Origin of the sequence: Shinella sp. (assembly GCF_035998705.1) — a bacterium.
Lineage (GTDB): Bacteria > Pseudomonadota > Alphaproteobacteria > Rhizobiales > Rhizobiaceae > Shinella.
The window spans coordinates 20,020-40,503 of record NZ_DASYHH010000022.1 but is presented as its reverse complement, the minus strand read 5'-3'; the positions used below and the strand labels follow the sequence as shown (position 1 = coordinate 40,503).

Sequence of the window (20,484 nt, the reverse complement as noted above, 5' to 3'; positions counted from 1 at the left end):
ATGAGCGTGATGCAGAAGATTTCCGGCTATTTCAAGCAGTTCGCCGGCGAAGTGTCGGGCAACCAGGCCATGCATGACGAAGGACGCCGCGAGGCGGCGGATGCCGGCTATCAGGAGAAAAACGAGCAGGTGGTGCCCGTCGAGCCGCGCACGGTGGCGGGCGCGGAAAGCGTCATATCGGCCGAGACCGGCCGCGAAAAGGTCATCGCTGCCGACGCGGTGCCGCAATTCGATTTTTCACAGGAGGCTGCCGCACCGCCGCGGGACGCCGCGGTCGGCGTGACCGATTATTCCGATACCGAGCAGCTGAAACTCTACCGCCTCGTTCCGATCGCCTCGTCGACGGACACCAACTGGGACATCGCGCCGAACCAGGGGGAGGTGGTGGTGCGCGCCCGCTCCTCGGGCGATGCCCGGGTGGTCGCAGCTGAAGCGGAGCTCGACTACATGGAAATCGACGCGCTGCCCGGGGACGGCAATTCCACCACGTCGTCCAGCGCCTTCCGCAACGAGAAACTCTACACGGTCATCGACGAGACCGACCCGTCCTATCCGCTGGACGGCCCGCGCGAAGTCGTTGCCGGCACGGTCCGCGTCGACAACATCCGCCCCACCGAGCTTTGAGGGAGCCCCCATGACCCGCAGCCAATCCGCCCGCACGGCGGCCAAACAGCGTGACATCCAGGACGAAGTGGCGGCGGCCGACCGCAAGCCGGAGACGGGCAAGTCCGAGGCCATGCAGGCCGGCGCGCGGCTTTATCCCGTCCCGCCCTTTCCCCAGCAGCACCAGCCGAAACCCGGCAACGAGGCGAAGCTCGATCCGGCGCCGATGTATGACGCGCCGTTCTACAAGGGCTCGGAAAAGCTGAAGGACAAGGTGGCGCTGATCACGGGCGGTGATTCCGGCATCGGCCGCGCCGTTGCCGTGCTCTTCGCCCGCGAGGGGGCGGATGTGGCGATCGCCCATCTTGCCGAAGGCGGCGATGCGAAGGAGACGATCGCGGCGGTCGAGGCGGAGGGCCGGCGCTGCATCGCGCTCGCCGGCGACGTCAAGGACAAGGCGTTCTGCCGGGAAGCCGTCAAACGCACGGTGAAGGAACTCGGCCGGCTCGACGTCCTCGTCAACAATGCCGCCTTCCAGGTCCATGCGGAGGATATCCTGGATCTTTCGGAAAAACATTTCGACGAGACGCTGAAGACCAATCTCTACGGCTATTTCTTCATGGCGCAGGCGGCGGTGCCGCATATGGAACCGGGTTCGGCGATCGTCAACACCGGCTCCGTCACCGGCCTCGAAGGCTCCAAGGCTCTGCTCGACTATTCGATGACCAAGGGCGGGATCCATGCCTTCACCCGCTCGCTGGCAAGCCAGCTCGTGCCGCGCGGCATCCGCGTCAATGCGGTGGCACCCGGCCCCGTCTGGACACCGCTCAATCCCTCCGACAAGGCGGCCGAAGACGTCGCGAAATTCGGCGCCGACACGCCGATGAAACGCCCCGCCCAGCCGGAGGAACTGGCGCCCGCCTATGTCTTCCTCGCCTCGCCGCAATGCTCCAGCTACATCACCGGCGAAGTCCTTCCCATTATCGGCGGCTATTGAGCCGCCGATGACAACCGCTTTCCCATTGACTGCGCCCTCTGGAACATATAGTGAACAAATATGAAAAAATCGCTGCAACAACGCCTGGCCATCCTCTCGGATGCCGCCAAATACGATGCCTCATGCGCTTCCAGCGGAACCGTCAAGCGCGATTCCGTCGCGTCCGGCGGGCTGGGCTCGACGGAAGGGGCGGGGATCTGCCATGCCTATGCGCCGGACGGGCGCTGCATTTCGCTGCTCAAGATCCTGCTCACCAATTTCTGCATCTTCGATTGCGCCTATTGCATCAACCGCTCCTCCAGCAATGTCGAGCGCGCCCGCTTCACGCCGGAGGAGGTTGTCTGGCTGACGCTGGAATTCTATCGGCGCAACTATATCGAGGGTCTGTTTCTGTCCTCCGGCATCATCCGTTCGCCTGACCATACGATGAGCGAGATGGTGCGGGTGGCCCGCGAGCTTCGCACCGTGCACGGCTTTCGCGGCTATATCCATCTCAAGTCCATTCCTGACGCCGCACCGGAGCTGATCGAGGAGGCGGGGCTTTATGCCGATCGCCTCTCGCTCAACATCGAGTTGCCGACGGATGCAGGCATCGGCCGGTTCGCGCCGGAAAAGCGCCCCGAGGGCATCCGCCGGGCCATGGGCGACCTGCGCCGCAAGATCGAGGCGGCGGACGATCCCACCCTCCAGACCAAGCGCCGCAAGCGCTTCGTGCCCGGCGGCCAGAGCACGCAGATGATCGTCGGCGCCGATGGCGCGGACGATGCGACGATCCTGAAGACGAGCGCCCGGCTTTACGGCAGCTACGGCCTGAAGCGCGTCTATTATTCCGCCTTCAGCCCCATTCCCGATTCCTCGCGCGCGCTGCCGCTGATCAAGCCGCCACTGGTGCGCGAGCATCGGCTCTACCAGGCCGACTGGCTCTATCGTTTCTACGGTTTCGGCGTGGACGAGATCACGGCATCGACCGGCGGCATGCTGGATCTCGACATGGATCCCAAGCTTGCCTGGGCGCTTGCCAACCGCGATGCCTTTCCGATGAACGTCAACCGGGCGGAGCGCGAAGGGTTGTTGCGCGTGCCGGGTCTCGGCACGAAGACGGTGGATGCCATCCTTTCCAGCCGCCGCTTTCGCCGCCTGCGGCTGGAGGACCTGGCGCGGCTCGGCGTGTCTTTGCGCAAGGTGCGCGCCTTCATCGAGGCGGAGGGCTGGACGCCGCGGCGGCTGGCCGACCGCGCCGACCTGAAGACGCTTTTTGCGCGCAAACCGGAACAGCTTTCGTTGCTCTGATGCACACGATCCCTCTTCTCGGCCGGGGCGATTTTCCCGAATGGCGCGATGCCGCCCGCGCGCTCGCCTCCGCCGGCATCTCGCCGCGCGAGGTGGATTGGCGGATCAACGGTTCTGACGAGGCGCTTTTCGAGCCCGACCCCTTGCCGGATTTGCCCAAGCCGGAGGGTGCGGCGCCACTCACCGTGCCGCCCGCCTTCCTGCCGCTGGCCGAAGCCGTGGTCTGCCATACGGAGCCGGGCCGCTTTCACCTGCTCTACCGGCTGCTCTGGCGCCTGCAGGCCGATCGCCGCCTGCTGGAGCTGACGGCGGACAAGGATGTCGCCTGGGCGCGCCTGCTGGCAAAGAATGTCGACCGCGACAGCCACAAGATGACGGCCTTCGTGCGCTTCAAGGAGATCGCCGGCGAAACGCAGGGCCGCCGGCGGTTTTTCGCCTGGTTCGAGCCGACCCATTTCATCGTCGCCCGCACCGCCCCCTTCTTCCGCCGGCGCTTCGCCGACATGGACTGGATCATCGCCACGCCGAAGGGCACGGCAAGCTGGGACGGCGAAAGCCTGATCTTCGACATGCGGCCCGGCGAAGACCCGGGCCACGGCGACCCGACCGACGATCTCTGGCGCACCTACTATGCCAGCATCTTCAATCCGGCCCGGCTGAAGCTGAAGGCCATGCAGGCGGAAATGCCGAAGAAATACTGGCGCAACCTGCCGGAAGCCGATCTCATCCCGGCACTGATCGCCAATGCCGAGGCGAATGTGCGCGCCATGGCCGAGCGCGCCGCCAGCGATCCGCCGCTCTTCCACTATCGCCTCCAGGAGGCGGCGCAGACCGTAGCCCAGATAATCCCCGCCGGGGCCGGCACGATCGACGCCGTGCGCGAGGAGGCGCGGCACTGCACGCGCTGCCCGCTGCATTGCACGGCGACGCAGACCGTCTTCGGCGAGGGCCCGCAGCAGGCCTCCCTGATGATGGTCGGCGAACAGCCCGGCGACCAGGAGGATCTCGCCGGCCGCCCCTTCGTCGGCCCGGCGGGCAAGGTTTTCGACGCGGTGCTGAAAGAGGCCGGCATCGCCCGCGAAACGCTCTACCTCACCAATGCGGTGAAACATTTCAAATATGAGCCGCGCGGCAAGCGCCGCATCCACCAGAAACCGGACCGGGGTGAAATAGACCATTGCCGCTGGTGGCTGGCAAAGGAGATCGAACTGATCAAGCCCCGCCTGATCGTGGCGCTCGGCGCCACCGCGCTTTATGCGCTCAGCGGCGAACAAAGGCCGCTCAACCAGCTCCGCGGCAAGCCGATCACCATGCAGGGCGACATGGTCCTATACCCGACCATCCACCCCTCCTACCTGCTCCGCCTGCCGGACGAGAACGAACGCCAGCGCCAGCACGCCCTCTTTGTCGAGGACATGCGGCTGGTGGAGCATCTGAAGGAGACGATGGTGTAGTTATGCAGCCTGCGAAAGCAGATCCTTGGGCAGATGCGCCCGCGCGTCGAGCACTTCGAGGCCGACGATCCGCCCGTCCTTGTCGAAATCAAGCATGATGCCCTGCGAGACCTCTTCCGTCTCGATGATGTCCTCATGCGAGAAGCGGATATAGGCCGCGTCCACGACGGGGTCATATTCGACTTTCACGGTCATGCCGGCTTCCTAGCGCCTCTATCGATAAATGCGGATATAATTCGTACCTCATCGCTCGCTTCAACACAAACAACGCGCAATATGCGCCCTTCGAGTGCGGCTATCGCGCGATAGCGTCGCTCCACCTCGGGTCCGGACGGATCGCTCAAACGCCAGTCCGGTGCACGAACGGTTGCCTCGATCCAGGCTGGATCAAGCTTGCGCTCCCGCATCACGGTTTCCGCGTGAAGCGAGTAGCGCAAGGGCTTGTCCATCGGTGGCCTCTCAGAAATACGACTGCAACGGCCGTACTTCGAGCTGGCCCTGCTTGAGGGCCCTGATCGCCTGGGCGGCGGCAAGCGCGCCGGCCATGGTGGTGTAGTAGGGGACCTTCTGCATCAGGGCGGCGCGGCGGAGCGACTTGGAGTCGGAGATCGCCTTGTTGCCATCGGTCGTGTTGATGACCAGCTGGACCTGGCGGTTGCGGATGGCGTCCTCGATATGCGGGCGGCCTTCCTGCACCTTGTTGATCTTGATCGCCTCGATGCCCTTTTCGGCGAGGAAGCGGGCGGTGCCGGAGGTCGCCATCACCTTGAAGCCGATGCCGGTCAGGATGTTGATGGCCGGCAGCACGCGGTCCTTGTCCTCGTCGCGCACCGAGACGAAGACCGTGCCTTCGCGCGGCAGGTCGACGCCGGCGCCGAGCTGGGACTTCGCGAAGGCCAGCGCGAAGTCGGTGTCGAGGCCGATGACCTCGCCGGTCGAGCGCATTTCCGGACCGAGCAGCGTGTCGACGCCCGGGAAACGGGCGAAGGGGAACACGGCTTCCTTGACGGCGATGTGCTTCAGGTTGCGCGGATCCGGCTTTTCGCCATAGGCGGCGATCGCCGCATCCAGGCTCTCGCCGGCCATGATGCGGGCGGCGATCTTGGCGATCGGCGCGCCGATGGTCTTGGCGACGAAGGGCACGGTGCGCGAGGCGCGCGGGTTCACTTCGAGCACGTAGATCGTGCCGTCCTTGATGGCATATTGCACGTTCATCAGGCCACCGACATTCAGGGCCTTGGCGAGCGCCTTGGTCTGGCGTTCCAGCTCGTCGACGGTCTCGCTGGAAAGCGTGTGCACCGGCAGCGAGCAGGCCGAGTCACCCGAATGGATGCCGGCCTCCTCGATATGCTCCATGATGCCGGAGACGAAGACGTCCTTGCCGTCCGAAATGGCGTCGACGTCGACTTCGACCGCGTTCGACAGGTAGCTGTCGAAGAGCAGCGGGTTCTTGCCGAGCAGCGTGTTGATCTGGCCGGTCTTGTCGTTCGGGTAGCGCTGCTTGATGTCTTCCGGCACGAGGCCGGGCACGGTGTCGAGCAGGTAGGTCTGCAGCATCGATTCCGAATGGATGATCTGCATGGCGCGGCCGCCGAGCACGTAGGACGGGCGCACGACGAGCGGGAAGCCGATTTCGGCTGCGACGAGGCGGGCCTGCTCGACCGAATAGGCGATGCCATTGTTCGGCTGGGCGAGGTCGAGCTTCTGCAGGAGCTTCTGGAAGCGGTCACGGTCTTCGGCAAGGTCGATCATGTCGGGCGCGGTGCCGAGAATCGGGATGCCGTTCTTTTCCAGCGCTTCGGCAAGCTTCAGCGGCGTCTGGCCGCCGAACTGTACGATGACGCCGACCACTTCGCCGTTGGTCTGCTCGGCCTTCAGGATCTCGATGACGTCTTCCGCCGTCAGCGGCTCGAAATAGAGGCGGTCGGAGGTGTCGTAGTCGGTCGAGACGGTTTCCGGGTTGCAGTTGATCATGATCGCTTCATAGCCGGCATCCTTCAGCGCGAAGGCGGCGTGGCAGCAGCAATAGTCGAACTCGATGCCTTGGCCGATGCGGTTCGGGCCGCCGCCGAGGATGACGACCTTCTTGCGATCCGAAATCCCGGCTTCCGAGCGCGTGGCGCTGGCAAAGGGCGTCTCGTAGGTCGAGTACATATAGGCGGTCGGCGAGGCGAATTCGGCCGCACAGGTGTCGATGCGCTTGAAGACCGGGCGCACGTCGAGGCGGTTGCGCAATTCGGCGACTTCCTTCGGGCGCTTGGCCGAAAGGGTGGCGAGGCGCGCGTCGGAAAAGCCCAAGGCCTTCAGCATGCGCAGGTTTTCGGCGTCATCCGGCAGGCCGTGCTCGCGGACGCGGGCCTCCATGTCGACGATCGCCTTCAATTGCTCGATGAACCACGGGTCGATCTTCGACCCCTCGTGCGCCTCTTCCGGCGTAAGACCAAGGCGCAGCGCCTGGGCGACCATGCGCAGGCGGTCCGGCGTCGCGGTGGAAATGGCAGCGCGGATGGCATTCTTGTCGTTGCCGTCGCCAAGCCCCGGAATTTCGATCTCGTCGAGGCCGGTCAGGCCTGTTTCGAGGCCACGCAGCGCCTTTTGCAGCGATTCGGCGAAGGTGCGGCCGATCGCCATCACTTCGCCGACGGACTTCATGGCCGTCGTCAGCGTCGGCTCGGCGCCGGGGAATTTTTCGAAGGCGAAACGCGGGATCTTGGTCACGACGTAATCGATTGACGGTTCGAACGAGGCCGGGGTGGCGCCGCCGGTGATGTCGTTCTCCAGTTCGTCGAGCGTGTAGCCGATGGCGAGTTTTGCCGCGATCTTGGCGATCGGGAAGCCGGTTGCCTTGGAGGCCAGAGCAGAGGAGCGCGAGACGCGCGGGTTCATCTCGATGACGACGAGGCGGCCGTTCTCCGGGTTGACGGCGAACTGCACGTTCGAACCGCCGGTCTCCACCCCGATCTCGCGCAGCACCGCGATCGAGGCGTTGCGCATGATCTGGTATTCCTTGTCCGTCAGCGTCAGCGCCGGAGCGACGGTAATCGAGTCGCCCGTGTGCACGCCCATCGGGTCGATGTTCTCGATCGAGCAGATGATGATGCAGTTGTCCGCCGTGTCGCGGACGACCTCCATCTCGTATTCCTTCCAGCCCAGCACCGATTCCTCGATGAGGACTTCCGTGGTCGGGGAGGCGTCGAGGCCGGAATTGACGATTTCGAAGAATTCCGAGCGGTTATAGGCGATGCCGCCGCCGGTGCCGCCCATCGTGAAGGACGGCCGGATGATGGCGGGAAGGCCGATCGTGTCCAGCGCCTGCGCGCCGATCGCCATGGCGTGGCTCATGTAGCGCTGCTTGCGGTCGGTTTCGCCGAGGTTCCACTGGTTTTCCAGCTCGTCCAGTGCCTTGTCGAGCGCATCGCCTGACAGTTCGGCCTTGACCCTGGTGCGTTCGGCCTCATGCACCTTGCGGTCGACGTCCTTGATCTCGGTGGCGTTGGCGAGCAGCGATTTCGGCGTTTCCAGGCCGATGCGGGCCATCGCCTCGCGGAAGAGCGCGCGGTCTTCGGCCATGTCGATGGCGGCGGGCTTGGCGCCGATCATCTCGACATTATAACGGTCGAGCACGCCCATGCGCTTCAGGGAAAGCGCCGTGTTGAGCGCCGTCTGGCCGCCCATGGTCGGCAGCAACGCGTCCGGCCGTTCCTTGGCGATGATCTTGGCGACGACTTCCGGGGTGATCGGTTCGACATAGGTGGCATCGGCCAGCCCCGGGTCGGTCATGATCGTCGCCGGGTTGGAGTTGACGAGGATGACACGATAGCCTTCCTCTTTCAGCGCCTTGCAGGCCTGGGTGCCGGAATAGTCGAATTCGCAGGCCTGGCCGATGACGATCGGCCCCGCGCCGATGATGAGGATCGATTTCAAATCTTGGCGCTTGGGCATGGTTCTATCCGTTCTTCCGCGTGCGCGAAAATCCGGCCATGGCGATGGGTTCACCGGCCGGGCGCGCAAAAATGGTCTGTCAAGGCTAGAAGCGGCTTATAGGCAAATGCGCAGGCGAGCGGAACCCCGAAAATCGCGCAATCGACAGGAAAAGTGCCGCCCTGTTTCCAGCGCCCCGCCCGCCCGATATACCCATGGTTCGAACGGCCGGAGGCAAGGCCGGAAGATATGTCGATCTGGGAGGCCGGACCATGCTGCCGCAAGAAACGGATGTCCTGATCGTTGGGGCAGGGCCGACCGGCCTTGCCTTGGCCGTCACCCTGCAACAGGCCGGCGTCCCCCATGTCATCGTCGACCGGCTGGCCGCCGGCCAGAACACCTCGCGCGCCGCCGTCATCCATGCCCATACGCTGGAAGTGCTGGAGCATATCGGCGTCACCGACGTGCTGGAGAGCCGCGGCCTGCCGCTCACGCGCTTTGCGCTGCGCGAGCACGACAAGGCGCTGCTGGAACTCGACTTCTCCATGCTGCCGTCGCGCTATGCGCAGATCCTGATGATCCCGCAGGACGAGACGGAGGCGATCCTTGCCGAGCGGCTGTCGAGCCTGGGCGGCACGATAGACCGCGGCATCTCGGCGACGACGATCGAGCCGGACGCGACGGGTGCGGTCGTCCATCTCGATACGCCGGAGGGTGTCAAGACCGTCCGCGCCCGCTACGTCGTCGGTGGCGACGGCATGCACAGTGTGGTGCGAAGCGCTGCCGGTATCACCTTCGATGGCGAGACCTACAGCGAATCCTTCATGCTCGCCGACGTGCACATGGACTGGGCGCTGAGCAACGAGGTGGCGCTGTTCTTCTCACCGGAGGGCATGGCCGTCGTCGCGCCGCTGCCGGGCGGGCGCTACCGTATCGTGGCACCCGTCGAGGAGGCGCCGGAGGTGCCCGGGGTGGCCTTCGTGCAGGCGCTGCTGGATGCGCGCGGCCTGCGCAAGGGCGTCAGCCGGGTGCGCGACGTGATCTGGGGGTCGCGTTTTCGCGTGCACCACCGGGTCGCCTCGCGCTACCGCTCCGGGCCGTTCTTCCTCATGGGCGATGCCGCGCATGTGCATAGCCCGGCCGGCGGGCAGGGCATGAACACGGGGCTCGTCGATGCCGTCGTGCTCGGCCGGCTGCTGGCCGATGTGCTTCTCGGCAAGGCGCCGGAGGCGGCGCTGGAGCTTTATGAGGAGAAGCGCCGGCCGGCGGCGGCCGAGGTTCTGGAACTCGCAGGCCGCCTGACGACGATCGCGACGGTCCGCAGCCGCATCGGCCGGGCCTTGCGCAATATCGCCCTGCGGCTTCTCGGCATGTCGCCCGTCTTTTGCCGTAAGCTCGCCCTCAACGTCTCGGGCCTCGCCCGCAAGGGGCTCGGAATGGTTCCGAGGCGGTGAGCGCGGGTCAGTCCGTCGCGAGAATGCCGGGCAGTTCCTTCAGGATGCTGTCGCGCGCCCTGAGGCTGGTGCGCGGCTCCTGCTTTTTCTCGTCCTGTATTAGCCGGGCGAAGACGACGGTGCGTTCATCGCGCCGCGCCCAGCCGACATACCAGCCCCACGGCGTATTATAGTTGAAACTGCCGTCGGCCTGGCGCGGATAGGCCATGCCAGTCTTGCCCTGTACGCCCCAGCCGTCCTCGATATCGCGTCGCTCGACGATCTCCATCGCCCTGTCCATCGCGTCGGCGGCGACCGGCAGTTCGTGGTTCACCAGCTTCTTCAGGAACTCCACCTGTTCGCGCGGCGAGATTTTCAGCGAGGAGGCGATCCAGGCGCGTTCCAGGCCGTTGTCCTTGCCGGGGTCGCCCGCCATGTCGGCATTGCCGTAGCCGAAGGCATCGGCATAGTCGCGCAACTGCTGGTAACCGAGGAATTCGGCGATGCGCTGCGAATACCAGACGACGGAATATTCCATCCAGCGTTTCGGGCTCGTCGGCTGCCGCCAGGCGTCGCCGCCCCAGTCCGGATAGCCCTTCATGAAGGGCAGCACCGGCTCCTCGGCGTCTTCGAGGTAACCCGAATCGTAGCCCATCACGGCGAGCGGCACCTTGAAGGTGGAGGCGGGTGTCACGCGGGTCGCGCAATCGCCCTGTTCCAGAAATACCTCGTCGCTTCCGGCATCGGCAACGATTGTACAAATAATGCGGGCTTCGGCCGGCATGCTGAAACCCGCGGCCAGCAGGGCGCCGGCCGCGAAAAGACGGATGTCCATCACGTTTTCCTCGAATTTTGAATGGCTTGCGCATTCTGGATAGCAATGCTTTGATGATCTGACAAAAGATCAATACTGGTCTCAGCCATTAGGAAAACTGGGGCATTGCCATGGTTCGGCCATATCTGCCGCTGAACGCCTTTCGCGCTTTCGAGGCGTCTGCCCGGCACTTGAGTTTTACCCGGGCGGCCATCGAGCTGAACGTCACGCAGGCCGCCGTCAGCCATCAGGTGAAGAGCCTGGAGGACCAGCTCGGCGTCGTGCTCTTCAAGCGCCTGCCGCGCGGGCTGATGATCACGGCGGAGGGCGAAAGCCTGCTGCCGGTGCTGCGCGACAGTTTCGACCGCATGGCAGATGTCGTGGAGCGTTTTCGCGGCGGGCATGTGCGGGAAATCCTGACGATCGGCGCCGTCGGCACCTTTGCCGTCGGCTGGCTGCTGCCGCGGCTGGCCGGCTTCCGCGAGCGCCATCCCTTCGTGGAGGTGCGGCTTTCCACCAACAACAACCGCGTCGATCTCGCCGCCGAGGGCCTCGATTTCGCCATCCGCTTCGGCGCGGGCGCCTGGCATGGCACGGATGCGGTCCGCCTGTTCGATGCGCCGCTCTCGGTGCTCGCGATCCCCACCGTGGCGCGCGACCTGACGGAGCCCGCCGACCTGCTCGGCATGACGCTGCTGCGCTCCTACCGCCGCGACGAGTGGACGCGCTGGTTCGAGGCCGCCGGCCTGCCGCGCACGCCGCCGCCGCAAAACGCCATTGTCTTCGACACCTCGCTCGCCATGATGGAAGTGGTGCTGCAAGGGGCGGGCGTCGGGCTCGCGCCGCCCTTGATGTTTTCGCGGCTGCTGGGGGCGGGTGCCGTCGTGCAGCCGTTCAAGACCAGCGTGACGCTCGGCAGCTACTGGCTGACCCGCCTGCAATCGCGCAGCGTCAGCCCCGCCATGTCGGCCTTCGCGGCCTGGCTGGAACAGGCCGTGGCGGAGGAGGGGCTGGACTGAAGCCTATGCCAGCCCCGGCATGACGAGCACCTTCACCTCGCCCGGCCGCGGCGGATTGGCCACCGCATCGGGGAGTCCGTCGAGCCCGATGCGGCGGGAGATCAGGCGGTCGACCTTGATCGTGCCGGCCGCGATGAGGGCCGCGGCGCGGCCATGCGTGAAGGGGTTGAGGAAGGATGTGAGGATCTTGACCTCGCGGAAGAGCAGGTCGAAGGGCTCGAATTCCACCTTCTCGCCCTGCGGCATCACGCCGAGAAGGACGACCGTGCCGCCGTTGCGGGCGAGTTTCGGCGCCTGTTCCATCGTTTCGGCCACGCCGGCGCATTCGATGACCACGTCGGCGCCACCCGGCAGCAGGCCGGTCTTTCCGACTATGCCTTCGATGACGTTTCCGGCGGCGGGGTCGAAGGAACCGGTTGCGCCGGTCTCCTCGGCGAGTTGGCGGCGCACGGCCTGGCGGGTGACGAGGATGACGGCGGCGGCACCGGCAAGACGGGCGAGTTGCACGACCAGCATGCCGATCACCCCGCCGCCGAGCACCACGACGGAACTGCCGGGCTGGATTCCCGCCATGTCGATGCCGTGCAGGCAGCAGGCGAGCGGTTCGCAGAAGGCGCCGTGTTCCGGCGGCAGCGAGAGCGGCAGTTCATGGGCCTGCTTCTGCGGCACGAGCACATAGTCGGCAAAACCGCCGTCCCGATGAATGCCGATCGCCTGCAGGTTTTCGCAGAGGTTGACGCGGCCGCGCTGGCATTGCGCGCAGCGGCCGCAATGGATGTTGGGGTCGCCGGTGATGCGCATGCCGGGGCGGAAGTGCAGCACTGCATCGCCGACTGCCTCGACGATGCCGGAAAACTCGTGGCCGAGCGTCACCGGCGGCTGGCAGGGGAACTCGCCGTGGAAGAGGTGGCGGTCCGTGCCGCAGATGCCGGCGGCCTCGATGCGCACGAGCAGGTCGTCCGCGCCGGGCACCGGCCTTTCCACCTCGCGCACGAAAAAACCGCCGATCGCCTCCAGCCGTGCCGCCTTCATGCCGTCCTCCCCTGTTCCTCGGGTGGAATAGGAGCGGGAACCGCAGGCGCGGTCAAGTCAGGTTGCGGCGACGCTCCAGCTCGGCATCCGTCGGCGTGTCGAACTCGAAGGAGCCGGTGGCGACCTCGCCGGCGCGGGCATATTTGCTGATGACGACGCCGGTGTCGGTGCTGCGTGAATCGACCAGTGTCAGCGCACGCGGGAAGGCGGTGTCGCCGAAGAGCCGCTTGCCCTTGCCCAGGATGACGGGGAAGGTGAAGACGTTGATCTCGTCGACGAGGTCGTTTTCGAACAGCGCCTTGAGAAACTCCGTCGAGCCCTGCGTCAGGAGGTCCGGTCCGTCCTCGCTTTTCAAGGCCTTCACGGCGGCGATCGCATCCGCGCCGAGTACCCGGCTGTTCTGCCAGGTGGTGCTGAAAGCCGGGTTGCGGGTCGCGACATATTTGGTGACACGGTCGAAGAGCGGGCCGATCGGGTCGTCCTTGGCGGCGTAGGGCCAGTGGGCGGCAAAGATGTCGTAGGTCTTGCGGCCGAGCAGCAGGTCGAAGGGGTTTGCGAACATCTCGCCGACCGCGGCACCGCCCTTCTCGTCGAAGAGCGGAGCCACCCAGCCGCCGAACCGGAAGCCGCCGATCGGGTCCTCCTGCGGTCCGCCCGGCGCCTGCATGACGCCGTCGAGGCTGACGAATGCGCCGACAATGATCTTTCTCATGGGTCTTCTCCTCTCGTGATCGCTTGACCGATATCTAGAGACGCGCGGCAAAAGGGCGATCCGACACGGCGCCGAAAAATTATCAGCCGCAGGCCGGCTGTTCGCAATGCCGGCTGGCCGCATCCTGACGACGGTTTTGCACCGGCGCCGAGGTCCGCTTTTCGTTTTGCAAGGCGCCCGGCAGGCCCTATAAGCTGGTGCTGAGGAACGATTTCACGTTGTGGACGTTCGTCGGCAATCAATTCGGGGAAAACACGCCATGGAATGGAAAGGTCGCCGTCAGTCGGGCAATGTCGAGGACCAGCGCGGGGCCGGGCCTACGGCGGGCGGGAGCAATCCGTTCGGCCGCGGCAATGGCGGCTTCCGCATCCCGATGGGCGGCCGCCGCGCCGGCGGCGGCATGAGTATCGGCACGATCATCTTCCTCGTCGTCATCTACTTCATCTTCAAGGCGATGGGCATCGACCTGTTGCAGGTGATGGGCGAGGGCGGCGGGCAGGTCGCGAGGCCCGGCTTCGAGCAGACCGAAAGCGCCAGCCAGCGCTCCTCGCCGCAGGAGGAGGAACGCAAGGCCTTCATGGCGACGGTGCTCGCCGAGACGGAAGACACCTGGAACGGCATCTTCCAGACGGCCGGCGAACGCTACGAGGAGCCCAAGATGGTGCTTTTCTCGGGCTCCGTGCAGTCGGCCTGCGGCTTTGCCTCGGCTGCTTCCGGCCCGTTCTACTGCCCGGGCGACCGCAAGCTCTACCTCGACATGAGCTTCTTCGACGAACTCGCCGACAAGTTCGATGCGTCGGGCGATTTCGCGCAGGCCTATGTCGTCGCGCATGAGGTCGGCCATCACGTGCAGAACCTCACCGGCGTGCTGCCGCGCTTCAACCAGCAGCGCCAGCGCATGAGCGAGGTCGAGGCCAACCAGATGTCGATCCGCGTCGAGCTCCAGGCCGATTGCTACGCCGGCATCTGGGGCAAATATACCGAGCAGAAGGGTCTTCTGGAGCGCGGCGACCTGGAGGAGGCGCTGAACGCCGCCACCCAGATCGGCGACGACACGCTGCAGAAGCGCACGCAGGGTTACGTCGTGCCGGAAAGCTTCAACCACGGCACATCCGAGCAGCGCCGCCGCTGGTTCAAGCGCGGCTTCGATACCGGCCGCGTCGATGCCTGCGATACGTTCAAGGGCGACGTGTGATGAGGGATGCGCCGGCGGCATTGCCGCCGTCGGCGACCTTCAGGTCTTCCTCGACGATCGAGGCATATTTGCCGGAATGGGTGAGTGCGACCGCCGGCGCCACCACGAGCGTCGGCACGGCGGGCGCTAGATTGCCGCGCAGCTGCCGGAAGAACGGCAGGTGCACGACCTTCGCCCACAGCAGGAAGGCCGCCGGAATGCCGGCGAAGGCCAGCATGTGAAAGCCGAAGCGCAGCGGCTGGAAGGTCGCGGCTCCCCCCTGCGGCGCGGAACACGCCGTCATCGTGCGCTGCATCAGCGGGCCGCATCCCAATCATCAAAAATTTTGCGATGTTCACGGATTGTTTCGCGGGGAAAACTGAAATACAACGCCGTGGTCGATATTTTCGCCCACCGCGACGGGCGCCGATCATTCCAGAGGTGACGCCATGATCGATGCCAGGTCCACCCGGCGGGGGCTCTTTCTCGTCTTCATGATCATGTTCCTCGACGTGATCGGCATCGCCATCATCATGCCGGTGCTGCCGACCTATCTGCGCGAGTTGACGGGCGACACCATCAGCCAGGCGGCGATCGACGGCGGCTGGCTGCTGCTCGTCTATGCCGGCATGCAGTTCCTCTTCGCGCCGTTCATCGGCAACCTGTCGGACCGGTTCGGCCGGCGGCCGGTGCTGCTTGCCTGCATCCTCACCTTTGCCATCGACAACCTGATCTGCGCGCTCGCCACCAGCTACTGGATGCTCTTCGTCGGCCGGGTGCTCGCCGGCATCAGCGGCGCGAGTTTCGGCACCGCGGCCGCCTATATCGCCGATGTCTCCACCGACGAGACGCGCGCCAAGAATTTCGGGCTGATGGGCATCGCCTTCGGCACCGGCTTCGCGCTCGGGCCGGTCATCGGCGGCCTGCTCGGCGAATTCGGGCCGCGCATCCCCTTCTATGGGGCCGCGGCGCTCGCCTTCCTCAATTTCGTCGCGGCCTGGGCGCTGTTGCCGGAAAGCCTCGCGCCCGCCAACCGCCGCCGCTTCGAATTCGCCCGCGCCAATCCGCTCGGCGCGCTCTTGCAGATGCGGCAATATCCGGGCGTGCTGTGGGTCGGGCTCGTCTTCTTCTGTTACTGGCTGGCCCATGCCGTCTATCCCGCCGTCTGGCCCTTCGTCGCAGCACTCCGCTATGGCTGGAGCGAAGGGCAGATCGGGCTGTCGCTCGGCGTTTTCGGCATCGGCGGCGCGGTCGTCATGGCCTTCGTGCTGCCGCGTGTCGTGCCGAAACTCGGCGAATATCGAACGGCGATCGTCGGCCTCGCCTTCGCCGTGCTTGCCCTCTCCGGTTATGCCGCCTCCTGGCAGGGCTGGATGGTCTATGTGGTGATCGCGCTGACGGCGCTGGAGAGCCTGGCCGACCCGCCGCTGCGCTCGATCGCGTCGGCCCGCGTTCCGCCATCGGCCCAGGGCGAATTGCAGGGCGCGCTTTCCAGCGTCTCCAGCATCACGACGATCATCGGGCCGCTGATCTTCACGCAGGTCTTCAGCCACTTCACGGGGCCTGTCGCGCCCGTGGTCTTTGCCGGCGCGCCCTATGCTCTGGCGGCGCTGGTCCTCTTCGTCGGCCTCGTGATCTTCGTCGTGAAACTGCGCGGCGCCGGTGCGGGCCCGAGCGAAAATCTCGCCGCTGAATCGCCCTGAAGCGCTTTCAACCGTGACGGTTTGACGAAATTTTCGCGCGAAACCGGCGCGAGAAGCCCAATCCAGCGCATTTTTGATGAAAAGATCACAGCTACTCGATTGATCGCGGCGGGACTTTGTGATCCGAAGCGTCACGAAAGTGAGAATTATGATGCACATGGCCACGCACCGCGCGGACAACAGCTGGCGCGCCCATTTCCGGGCGACCTTGACCCTCGGCGTGCCGTTGATCGGCGCGCAGCTCGCCCAGCTCGGCATTCACACGACGGACGTGGTCATCCTCGGCCGCCTGGGTGCTGCGCATCTGGCGGCGATCGTGCTGGCGAGCCAGTTCTTCTTCACCATCTTCATCCTCGGCTCCGGCTTCGCCAATGCCGTGATGCCGATGGTGGCGCAGGCCTATGGCCGGGGCGAGGCCGTCTCCGTGCGCCGCTCGGTGCGCATGGGCATGTGGGTGGTGCTGATCTACGCTGCGCTGATGATCCCGGTCTTCTACAATGTTGAAGACATCCTGCTCTATGCCGGCCAGAAGCCGGAGGTGGCGGCGCTCGCCGGCAGCTACCTGAAGATCGCGCAATGGGGCATGGCGCCGGCGCTGCTGTTCATGACGCTGCGCGGCCTCGTCAGCGCGCATGGCCGGGCGGGCATCGTGCTCTATGTCACCATCGCCATCCTGACGATCAACGCCTTTTTCGCTTATGCGCTGGTGCTCGGCCATTTCGGCATGCCGGCGCTCGGCATCGAGGGGGCGGCGATCGTTTCCGTCGGCGTCAACGTGCTGAGCTTCGTGCTGCTCACCGCCTATATCCAGCTTCGGCCGGAAATGCGCCGCTACGAGCTCTTCGTGCGCTTCTGGCGGCCGGACTGGCCGGCCTTCCGCGAGGTCGTGCAGCTCGGCCTGCCGATCGGCTTTACCATGCTGGCCGAAGTCACCCTCTTCACCGGCGCCTCGCTGCTGATGGGCAATATCGGCACGCTGGAACTGGCGGCCCACGGCATCGCGCTTCAGCTCGCCTCCATCGCCTTCATGATCCCGCTCGGCCTGGCGCAGGCCGGCACGGTGCGGGTCGGCGTGGCGCATGGGCGCGGCGACCATCTCGGCATCGTGCGCGCCTCCTGGGCCGTGCTCGTCGTCGCGGCTGCCATCGCGGTCGCGGGCGGCCTGCTTTTCGCGCTGATCCCGACGACGCTCGCTTCGGTCTTCCTCGACAAGGCGGGCAAGGATTCGGCCGCGGTTCTGGCGATCGCCGGCCCCTTCGTGGTGATCGCCGGCATCTTCCAGCTCGTCGATGGCTTGCAGGCCATCGCCGCCGGCCTATTGCGCGGCCTGAAGGACACGCGCATCCCGATGCTCCTGGCCCTCATCTCCTACTGGCCGATCGGCTTCCTCTGCGCCTGGTTCTTCGCGTTTCCGGGCGGCTTCGGCGGCATCGGCATCTGGTTCGGCTTCGTCGGCGGCCTCGGCGCCGCCGCCATCCTGCTCAACTGGCGCTTCTACCGGCTGTTGAAGCACAGAAGCGCTGTCCTGCCGGCTTAGGCCCGATCGGTTAAGCGAACAAAAAAGGCCCCGGGCGCGATGTCCGGGGCCTTTTCGTCTGGATGGTCTGGAACCGCTTACGCCCGTTCCGGAATGGCCTCTTCGCCCTTCTTCGCGCGCACCATGTTGATGAAGCGGCGGAAGAGATAGTGGCTGTCCTGCGGTCCGGGGGAGGCTTCCGGGTGGTGCTGCACGGAGAAGACCGGCTTGCCGACGAGGCGCAGGCCGCAGTTCGACCCGTCGAACAGCGAGACATGGGTTTCTTCCACGCCCTCCGGCAGCGAGGTGGAGGCGACGGCGAAACCGTGGTTCATCGAGACGATCTCGACCTTGCCGGTCGTGTGGTCCTTCACCGGATGGTTTGCGCCATGGTGGCCCTGATGCATCTTTTCGGTCGTGGCGCCGACGGCAAGGCCGAGCATCTGGTGGCCGAGGCAGATGCCGAAGATCGGGATGCCCGTCTCGATCAGCGTCTTGATGACCGGCACGGCATATTCGCCGGTCGCCGCCGGGTCGCCCGGACCGTTCGACAGGAAGATGCCGTCCGGCTTCTGGGCCAGCACTTCGTCCGCGCTGGAGGTTGCCGGCATGACGGTGACCTTGCAGCCGAGGCCGGCGAAGAGGCGCAGGATGTTGCGCTTCACGCCGTAGTCGAGCGCGACGATGTGGTATTTCACGTCGGCGTCGGCGAGGTCGTCATAACCTTCGTTCCACACCCAGGGCTCTTGGCTCCAGCGCGAGGACTGGCCGGAGGAGGCGACCTTGGCGAGGTCGAGGCCGACAAGGCCGCCCCAGGCTTTCGCCTCCGCCTTCAGCGTCTCGATGTCGAAGACGCCGTTCGGGTCATGGGCGATCACGGCGTTCGGGGCACCGTTTTCGCGGATCCAGGCGGTGAGTGCGCGCGTGTCGATGCCCGAGAGACCGATGATGCCGCGGGCCTTCAGCCAATCGTCGAGGTGTTTTGCGGCGCGGTAGCTCGAAGGCGCGGTGATGTCGGCCTTGAAGATCGTGCCGACGGCGCCGTGGCGGGCGGCGGGCGTCAGGTCTTCGATGTCCTCGTCATTGGCGCCGATATTGCCGATATGCGGGAAGGTGAAGGTGACGATCTGGCCGAGATAGGAGGGGTCGGTCAGGATTTCCTGGTAGCCCGTCAGCGCCGTGTTGAAGCAGACTTCGGCGGTCACCTTGCCGGTGGCGCCGATGCCCTTGCCTTCGATCACCGTGCCGTCGGCGAGGACGAGCAGGGCGGTCGGTTTTTCGGTGGTCCATGCGGGGGTCGAGGTCATGAGTATCCCGTTTCCGGTGCCGGGCGTAAGGCTTGAAAGCCGGGCGGCCGCGCACCATTTATCTCGCAAGGCAAGGGCGCGCGGAAACCCGCGTTGGTTCGCCCTGATTGCCAAATTTCGTGCAGGTGCCGGAAAATAGACAAAGCGGATGACGGGGTCAACCGCCGCCTGTGGATTGCGTGGAATTATAAAGCGTTGAAATTCAATCGCTTATGTAATCCGTTTGCCCGCGGCCCCTTTGCCGGTCTATGAGCATGCACGAGAAAGCACTATCGAAGACCGCGCGCGCATCCGGCGCCGGGCGGCTTCCTATGGAGAAAATGATGCGCGAGCAATTCGCAAATGCGCTGAAGGATGCGCTGAAGGCCAAGGATTCCTGCCGCGTTTCGACGCTTCGGTTGATCCAGGCAACGATCAAGGATCGCGATATCGCCAATCGCGGCGTGGGCAAGGGCCCGGTCGCCGACGACGAGATCATGCAGATCCTCGCCAAGATGATCAAGCAGCGCGAGGAATCCGCCAAGATCTTCGGCGACAACGGCCGCCCGGAGCTTGCCGCCCAGGAGCGGCAGGAAATCGTCGTCATCGAAAGCTTCATGCCGGCGCAGATTCCGGAAGAGAAGATGAAGGAACTCTGTGCGTCGCTGGTCAGCGAAACCGGCGCGCATGGCCTGCGCGACATGGGCAAGTGCATGAATGCGCTGAAGGAACGCTATCCCGGCCAGATGGACTTCGCCAAGGCCTCCGGCGTGGTGAAGGAACTGCTGAAATAATCCGGCAGCGACCGGGTCTATCGGGAAGGGCGGCGTCAGCCGCCCTTTTTGTTTGTGGGCGTTTCGTGTCGCGGACGACACCGACGCCCTTGACGGGAACCAAAAACGCCGCGCACAGTTAAACCCCGCGAAACAGGAGCCTGACGATGCGCTCGCGCATCGGCCCGCCCCGGCGAAGTGCATGCTGTGCCGCCGGATTTGTTCATGCGTCGATGCCCCGGTGGCCGTTCTCGTCAATGGAGATCGAGCCGATGCGCGTGACCTTTCTTCTTTCCCTTGGCATGCTGGCTCTTGCCGGCCCCGCTCTCGCGCATGAGGCGGCGAGCGGCTGGCAATACGAGCAGTTCTGCTGCAACGGCAACAGCCACAATGGCGACTGCCAGATGATCCCGGCGACGGCCGTGCGCATCATCAAGGGCGGCTATCAGGTGACGCTCGCGCCCGGCGACCACCGGCTGGCCACCCGCACCCATATCTTCCGCCTGCCGCAGGATACGACCCGCCACTCGCCGGACGGCGAATATCATCTCTGCCTCTACCCGACCGAGGACACGCCGCGCTGTTTTTACGCGCCCGACATGGGTTTTTGATGCATAGCCTGTGAATTTCTGTGGGCAGCCGACCACAGCGACCTTTGCGCGTCAGAAATGACGCGCAAAGGTCGCTGTAGAATTTTGAATTTACTGCATAATTTTATCCTTAAACCGAAACCGATTTAAGGATAAAATTATGCAGT

At 65.2% G+C, this 20,484-nt stretch carries 19 protein-coding genes; 11 read left to right on the top strand and 8 right to left on the bottom strand.

Annotated elements, in window-relative coordinates; genetic code table 11:
- The 4 genes from VGN93_RS16800 to VGN93_RS16785 are packed head-to-tail and all read left to right on the top strand — an operon-like array spanning nucleotide 1 to nucleotide 4,344.
- Nucleotides 1-624 carry a hypothetical protein gene (locus VGN93_RS16800; RefSeq protein WP_327508350.1) on the top strand — a complete coding sequence of 208 codons (624 nt, stop codon included), beginning with the start codon at nucleotides 1-3 and terminating at the stop codon, nucleotides 622-624.
- Nucleotides 625-634: 10 nt separating this feature from the next.
- Complete coding sequence (locus tag VGN93_RS16795; protein ID WP_327508349.1) at nucleotides 635-1,600, top strand: SDR family oxidoreductase; 966 nt, start codon at nucleotides 635-637, stop codon at nucleotides 1,598-1,600.
- A 60-nt stretch (nucleotides 1,601-1,660) separates the two neighbouring features.
- The gene (locus tag VGN93_RS16790; RefSeq protein WP_327508348.1) at nucleotides 1,661-2,890 is read left to right on the top strand and encodes a putative DNA modification/repair radical SAM protein; all 1,230 of its coding nucleotides are present in this window, start codon (nucleotides 1,661-1,663) and stop codon (nucleotides 2,888-2,890) included.
- The gene (locus tag VGN93_RS16785) at nucleotides 2,890-4,344 is read left to right on the top strand and encodes a UdgX family uracil-DNA binding protein (RefSeq protein ID WP_327508347.1); all 1,455 of its coding nucleotides are present in this window, start codon (nucleotides 2,890-2,892) and stop codon (nucleotides 4,342-4,344) included. Before VGN93_RS16790 ends, VGN93_RS16785 begins: the two co-directional genes overlap by 1 nt.
- On the opposite strand, the gene VGN93_RS16780 is transcribed toward VGN93_RS16785, so the two are convergent.
- Genes VGN93_RS16780 through carB form a run of 3 tightly spaced genes read right to left on the bottom strand, consistent with a single transcriptional unit; the run spans nucleotide 4,345 to nucleotide 8,286 of the window.
- Complete coding sequence (locus VGN93_RS16780; protein WP_256117451.1) at nucleotides 4,345-4,539, bottom strand: DUF2283 domain-containing protein; 195 nt, start codon at nucleotides 4,537-4,539, stop codon at nucleotides 4,345-4,347. It lies immediately after the preceding gene.
- Nucleotides 4,536-4,793 (bottom strand): DUF4258 domain-containing protein, encoded by a 258-nt coding sequence (locus tag VGN93_RS31325; RefSeq protein WP_414714100.1) that lies wholly within the window; start codon nucleotides 4,791-4,793, stop codon nucleotides 4,536-4,538. The genes VGN93_RS16780 and VGN93_RS31325 overlap by 4 nt, the downstream gene beginning before the upstream one ends.
- Before the next feature lie 10 nt (nucleotides 4,794-4,803).
- Entirely contained in the window at nucleotides 4,804-8,286 is a 3,483-nt protein-coding gene (carB, locus tag VGN93_RS16775) for a carbamoyl-phosphate synthase large subunit (protein WP_319322619.1), read from the bottom strand.
- Nucleotides 8,287-8,537: 251 nt separating this feature from the next.
- Here carB and VGN93_RS16770 point away from each other — a divergent pair, with 251 nt between their 5' ends.
- Nucleotides 8,538-9,719, top strand: coding sequence for an FAD-dependent oxidoreductase (locus tag VGN93_RS16770; RefSeq protein WP_327508346.1), 1,182 nt, complete (start codon nucleotides 8,538-8,540; stop codon nucleotides 9,717-9,719).
- Nucleotides 9,720-9,726: 7 nt separating this feature from the next.
- Here the strand turns inward: VGN93_RS16770 and blaOXA are convergent, their stop codons facing one another.
- Entirely contained in the window at nucleotides 9,727-10,533 is an 807-nt protein-coding gene (blaOXA, locus tag VGN93_RS16765; protein WP_327508345.1) for a class D beta-lactamase, read from the bottom strand.
- Nucleotides 10,534-10,643: 110 nt separating this feature from the next.
- On the opposite strand from blaOXA, the gene VGN93_RS16760 reads away from it, so the two are divergent.
- Nucleotides 10,644-11,531, top strand: a complete 888-nt coding sequence (locus VGN93_RS16760; RefSeq protein WP_327508344.1) for a LysR family transcriptional regulator — start codon at nucleotides 10,644-10,646, stop codon at nucleotides 11,529-11,531.
- 3 nt (nucleotides 11,532-11,534) lie between these two features.
- Here the strand turns inward: VGN93_RS16760 and VGN93_RS16755 are convergent, their stop codons facing one another.
- Nucleotides 11,535-12,563, bottom strand: coding sequence for a zinc-dependent alcohol dehydrogenase family protein (locus tag VGN93_RS16755; protein WP_327508343.1), 1,029 nt, complete (start codon nucleotides 12,561-12,563; stop codon nucleotides 11,535-11,537).
- A 52-nt stretch (nucleotides 12,564-12,615) separates the two neighbouring features.
- Entirely contained in the window at nucleotides 12,616-13,275 is a 660-nt protein-coding gene (locus VGN93_RS16750; RefSeq protein WP_327508342.1) for a dihydrofolate reductase family protein, read from the bottom strand.
- A 259-nt stretch (nucleotides 13,276-13,534) separates the two neighbouring features.
- On the opposite strand from VGN93_RS16750, the gene ypfJ reads away from it, so the two are divergent.
- A complete protein-coding gene (gene ypfJ / locus VGN93_RS16745; protein ID WP_319322607.1) occupies nucleotides 13,535-14,470 on the top strand; it encodes a KPN_02809 family neutral zinc metallopeptidase in 936 nt (311 codons plus the stop codon).
- Here ypfJ and VGN93_RS16740 read toward each other — a convergent pair.
- Nucleotides 14,454-14,765, bottom strand: a complete 312-nt coding sequence (locus VGN93_RS16740) for a phosphoethanolamine transferase domain-containing protein (protein ID WP_327508341.1) — start codon at nucleotides 14,763-14,765, stop codon at nucleotides 14,454-14,456. The genes ypfJ and VGN93_RS16740 overlap by 17 nt on opposite strands.
- A 133-nt stretch (nucleotides 14,766-14,898) precedes the next feature.
- On the opposite strand from VGN93_RS16740, the gene VGN93_RS16735 reads away from it, so the two are divergent.
- Both VGN93_RS16735 and VGN93_RS16730 read left to right on the top strand, forming a co-directional pair.
- Nucleotides 14,899-16,152 carry a TCR/Tet family MFS transporter gene (locus tag VGN93_RS16735; RefSeq protein WP_327508340.1) on the top strand — a complete coding sequence of 418 codons (1,254 nt, stop codon included), beginning with the start codon at nucleotides 14,899-14,901 and terminating at the stop codon, nucleotides 16,150-16,152.
- A 157-nt stretch (nucleotides 16,153-16,309) separates the two neighbouring features.
- Nucleotides 16,310-17,689 carry an MATE family efflux transporter gene (locus VGN93_RS16730; protein ID WP_327508339.1) on the top strand — a complete coding sequence of 460 codons (1,380 nt, stop codon included), beginning with the start codon at nucleotides 16,310-16,312 and terminating at the stop codon, nucleotides 17,687-17,689.
- A gap of 77 nt (nucleotides 17,690-17,766) precedes the next feature.
- On the opposite strand, the gene carA is transcribed toward VGN93_RS16730, so the two are convergent.
- Nucleotides 17,767-18,975 carry a glutamine-hydrolyzing carbamoyl-phosphate synthase small subunit gene (gene carA, locus VGN93_RS16725; protein ID WP_327508338.1) on the bottom strand — a complete coding sequence of 403 codons (1,209 nt, stop codon included), beginning with the start codon at nucleotides 18,973-18,975 and terminating at the stop codon, nucleotides 17,767-17,769.
- Between the two features lie 323 nt (nucleotides 18,976-19,298).
- Between carA and VGN93_RS16720 the strand changes: the two genes are divergently transcribed.
- Complete coding sequence (locus tag VGN93_RS16720) at nucleotides 19,299-19,748, top strand: GatB/YqeY domain-containing protein (RefSeq protein ID WP_319322599.1); 450 nt, start codon at nucleotides 19,299-19,301, stop codon at nucleotides 19,746-19,748.
- Nucleotides 19,749-19,999: 251 nt separating this feature from the next.
- Nucleotides 20,000-20,338 (top strand): hypothetical protein, encoded by a 339-nt coding sequence (locus VGN93_RS16715; protein WP_327508337.1) that lies wholly within the window; start codon nucleotides 20,000-20,002, stop codon nucleotides 20,336-20,338.
- Nucleotides 20,339-20,484: the final 146 nt, after the last annotated feature.

Coding starts and splice junctions, on each gene's coding strand:
- VGN93_RS16730 (WP_327508339.1), top strand. CDS start 16,310: ATGGCCACGCACCGCGCGGACAACAGCTGGCGCGCCCATTTCCGGGCG.
- VGN93_RS16750 (WP_327508342.1), bottom strand. CDS start 13,275: ATGAGAAAGATCATTGTCGGCGCATTCGTCAGCCTCGACGGCGTCATG.
- carB (WP_319322619.1), bottom strand. CDS start 8,286: ATGCCCAAGCGCCAAGATTTGAAATCGATCCTCATCATCGGCGCGGGG.
- blaOXA (WP_327508345.1), bottom strand. CDS start 10,533: ATGGACATCCGTCTTTTCGCGGCCGGCGCCCTGCTGGCCGCGGGTTTC.
- VGN93_RS16770 (WP_327508346.1), top strand. CDS start 8,538: ATGCTGCCGCAAGAAACGGATGTCCTGATCGTTGGGGCAGGGCCGACC.
- VGN93_RS16755 (WP_327508343.1), bottom strand. CDS start 12,563: ATGAAGGCGGCACGGCTGGAGGCGATCGGCGGTTTTTTCGTGCGCGAG.
- VGN93_RS16740 (WP_327508341.1), bottom strand. CDS start 14,765: ATGCAGCGCACGATGACGGCGTGTTCCGCGCCGCAGGGGGGAGCCGCG.
- ypfJ (WP_319322607.1), top strand. CDS start 13,535: ATGGAATGGAAAGGTCGCCGTCAGTCGGGCAATGTCGAGGACCAGCGC.
- VGN93_RS16800 (WP_327508350.1), top strand. CDS start 1: ATGAGCGTGATGCAGAAGATTTCCGGCTATTTCAAGCAGTTCGCCGGC.
- VGN93_RS31325 (WP_414714100.1), bottom strand. CDS start 4,793: ATGGACAAGCCCTTGCGCTACTCGCTTCACGCGGAAACCGTGATGCGG.
- VGN93_RS16795 (WP_327508349.1), top strand. CDS start 635: ATGACCCGCAGCCAATCCGCCCGCACGGCGGCCAAACAGCGTGACATC.
- carA (WP_327508338.1), bottom strand. CDS start 18,975: ATGACCTCGACCCCCGCATGGACCACCGAAAAACCGACCGCCCTGCTC.
- VGN93_RS16785 (WP_327508347.1), top strand. CDS start 2,890: ATGCACACGATCCCTCTTCTCGGCCGGGGCGATTTTCCCGAATGGCGC.
- VGN93_RS16760 (WP_327508344.1), top strand. CDS start 10,644: ATGGTTCGGCCATATCTGCCGCTGAACGCCTTTCGCGCTTTCGAGGCG.
- VGN93_RS16715 (WP_327508337.1), top strand. CDS start 20,000: ATGCGCGTGACCTTTCTTCTTTCCCTTGGCATGCTGGCTCTTGCCGGC.
- VGN93_RS16780 (WP_256117451.1), bottom strand. CDS start 4,539: ATGACCGTGAAAGTCGAATATGACCCCGTCGTGGACGCGGCCTATATC.
- VGN93_RS16790 (WP_327508348.1), top strand. CDS start 1,661: ATGAAAAAATCGCTGCAACAACGCCTGGCCATCCTCTCGGATGCCGCC.
- VGN93_RS16720 (WP_319322599.1), top strand. CDS start 19,299: ATGCGCGAGCAATTCGCAAATGCGCTGAAGGATGCGCTGAAGGCCAAG.
- VGN93_RS16735 (WP_327508340.1), top strand. CDS start 14,899: ATGATCGATGCCAGGTCCACCCGGCGGGGGCTCTTTCTCGTCTTCATG.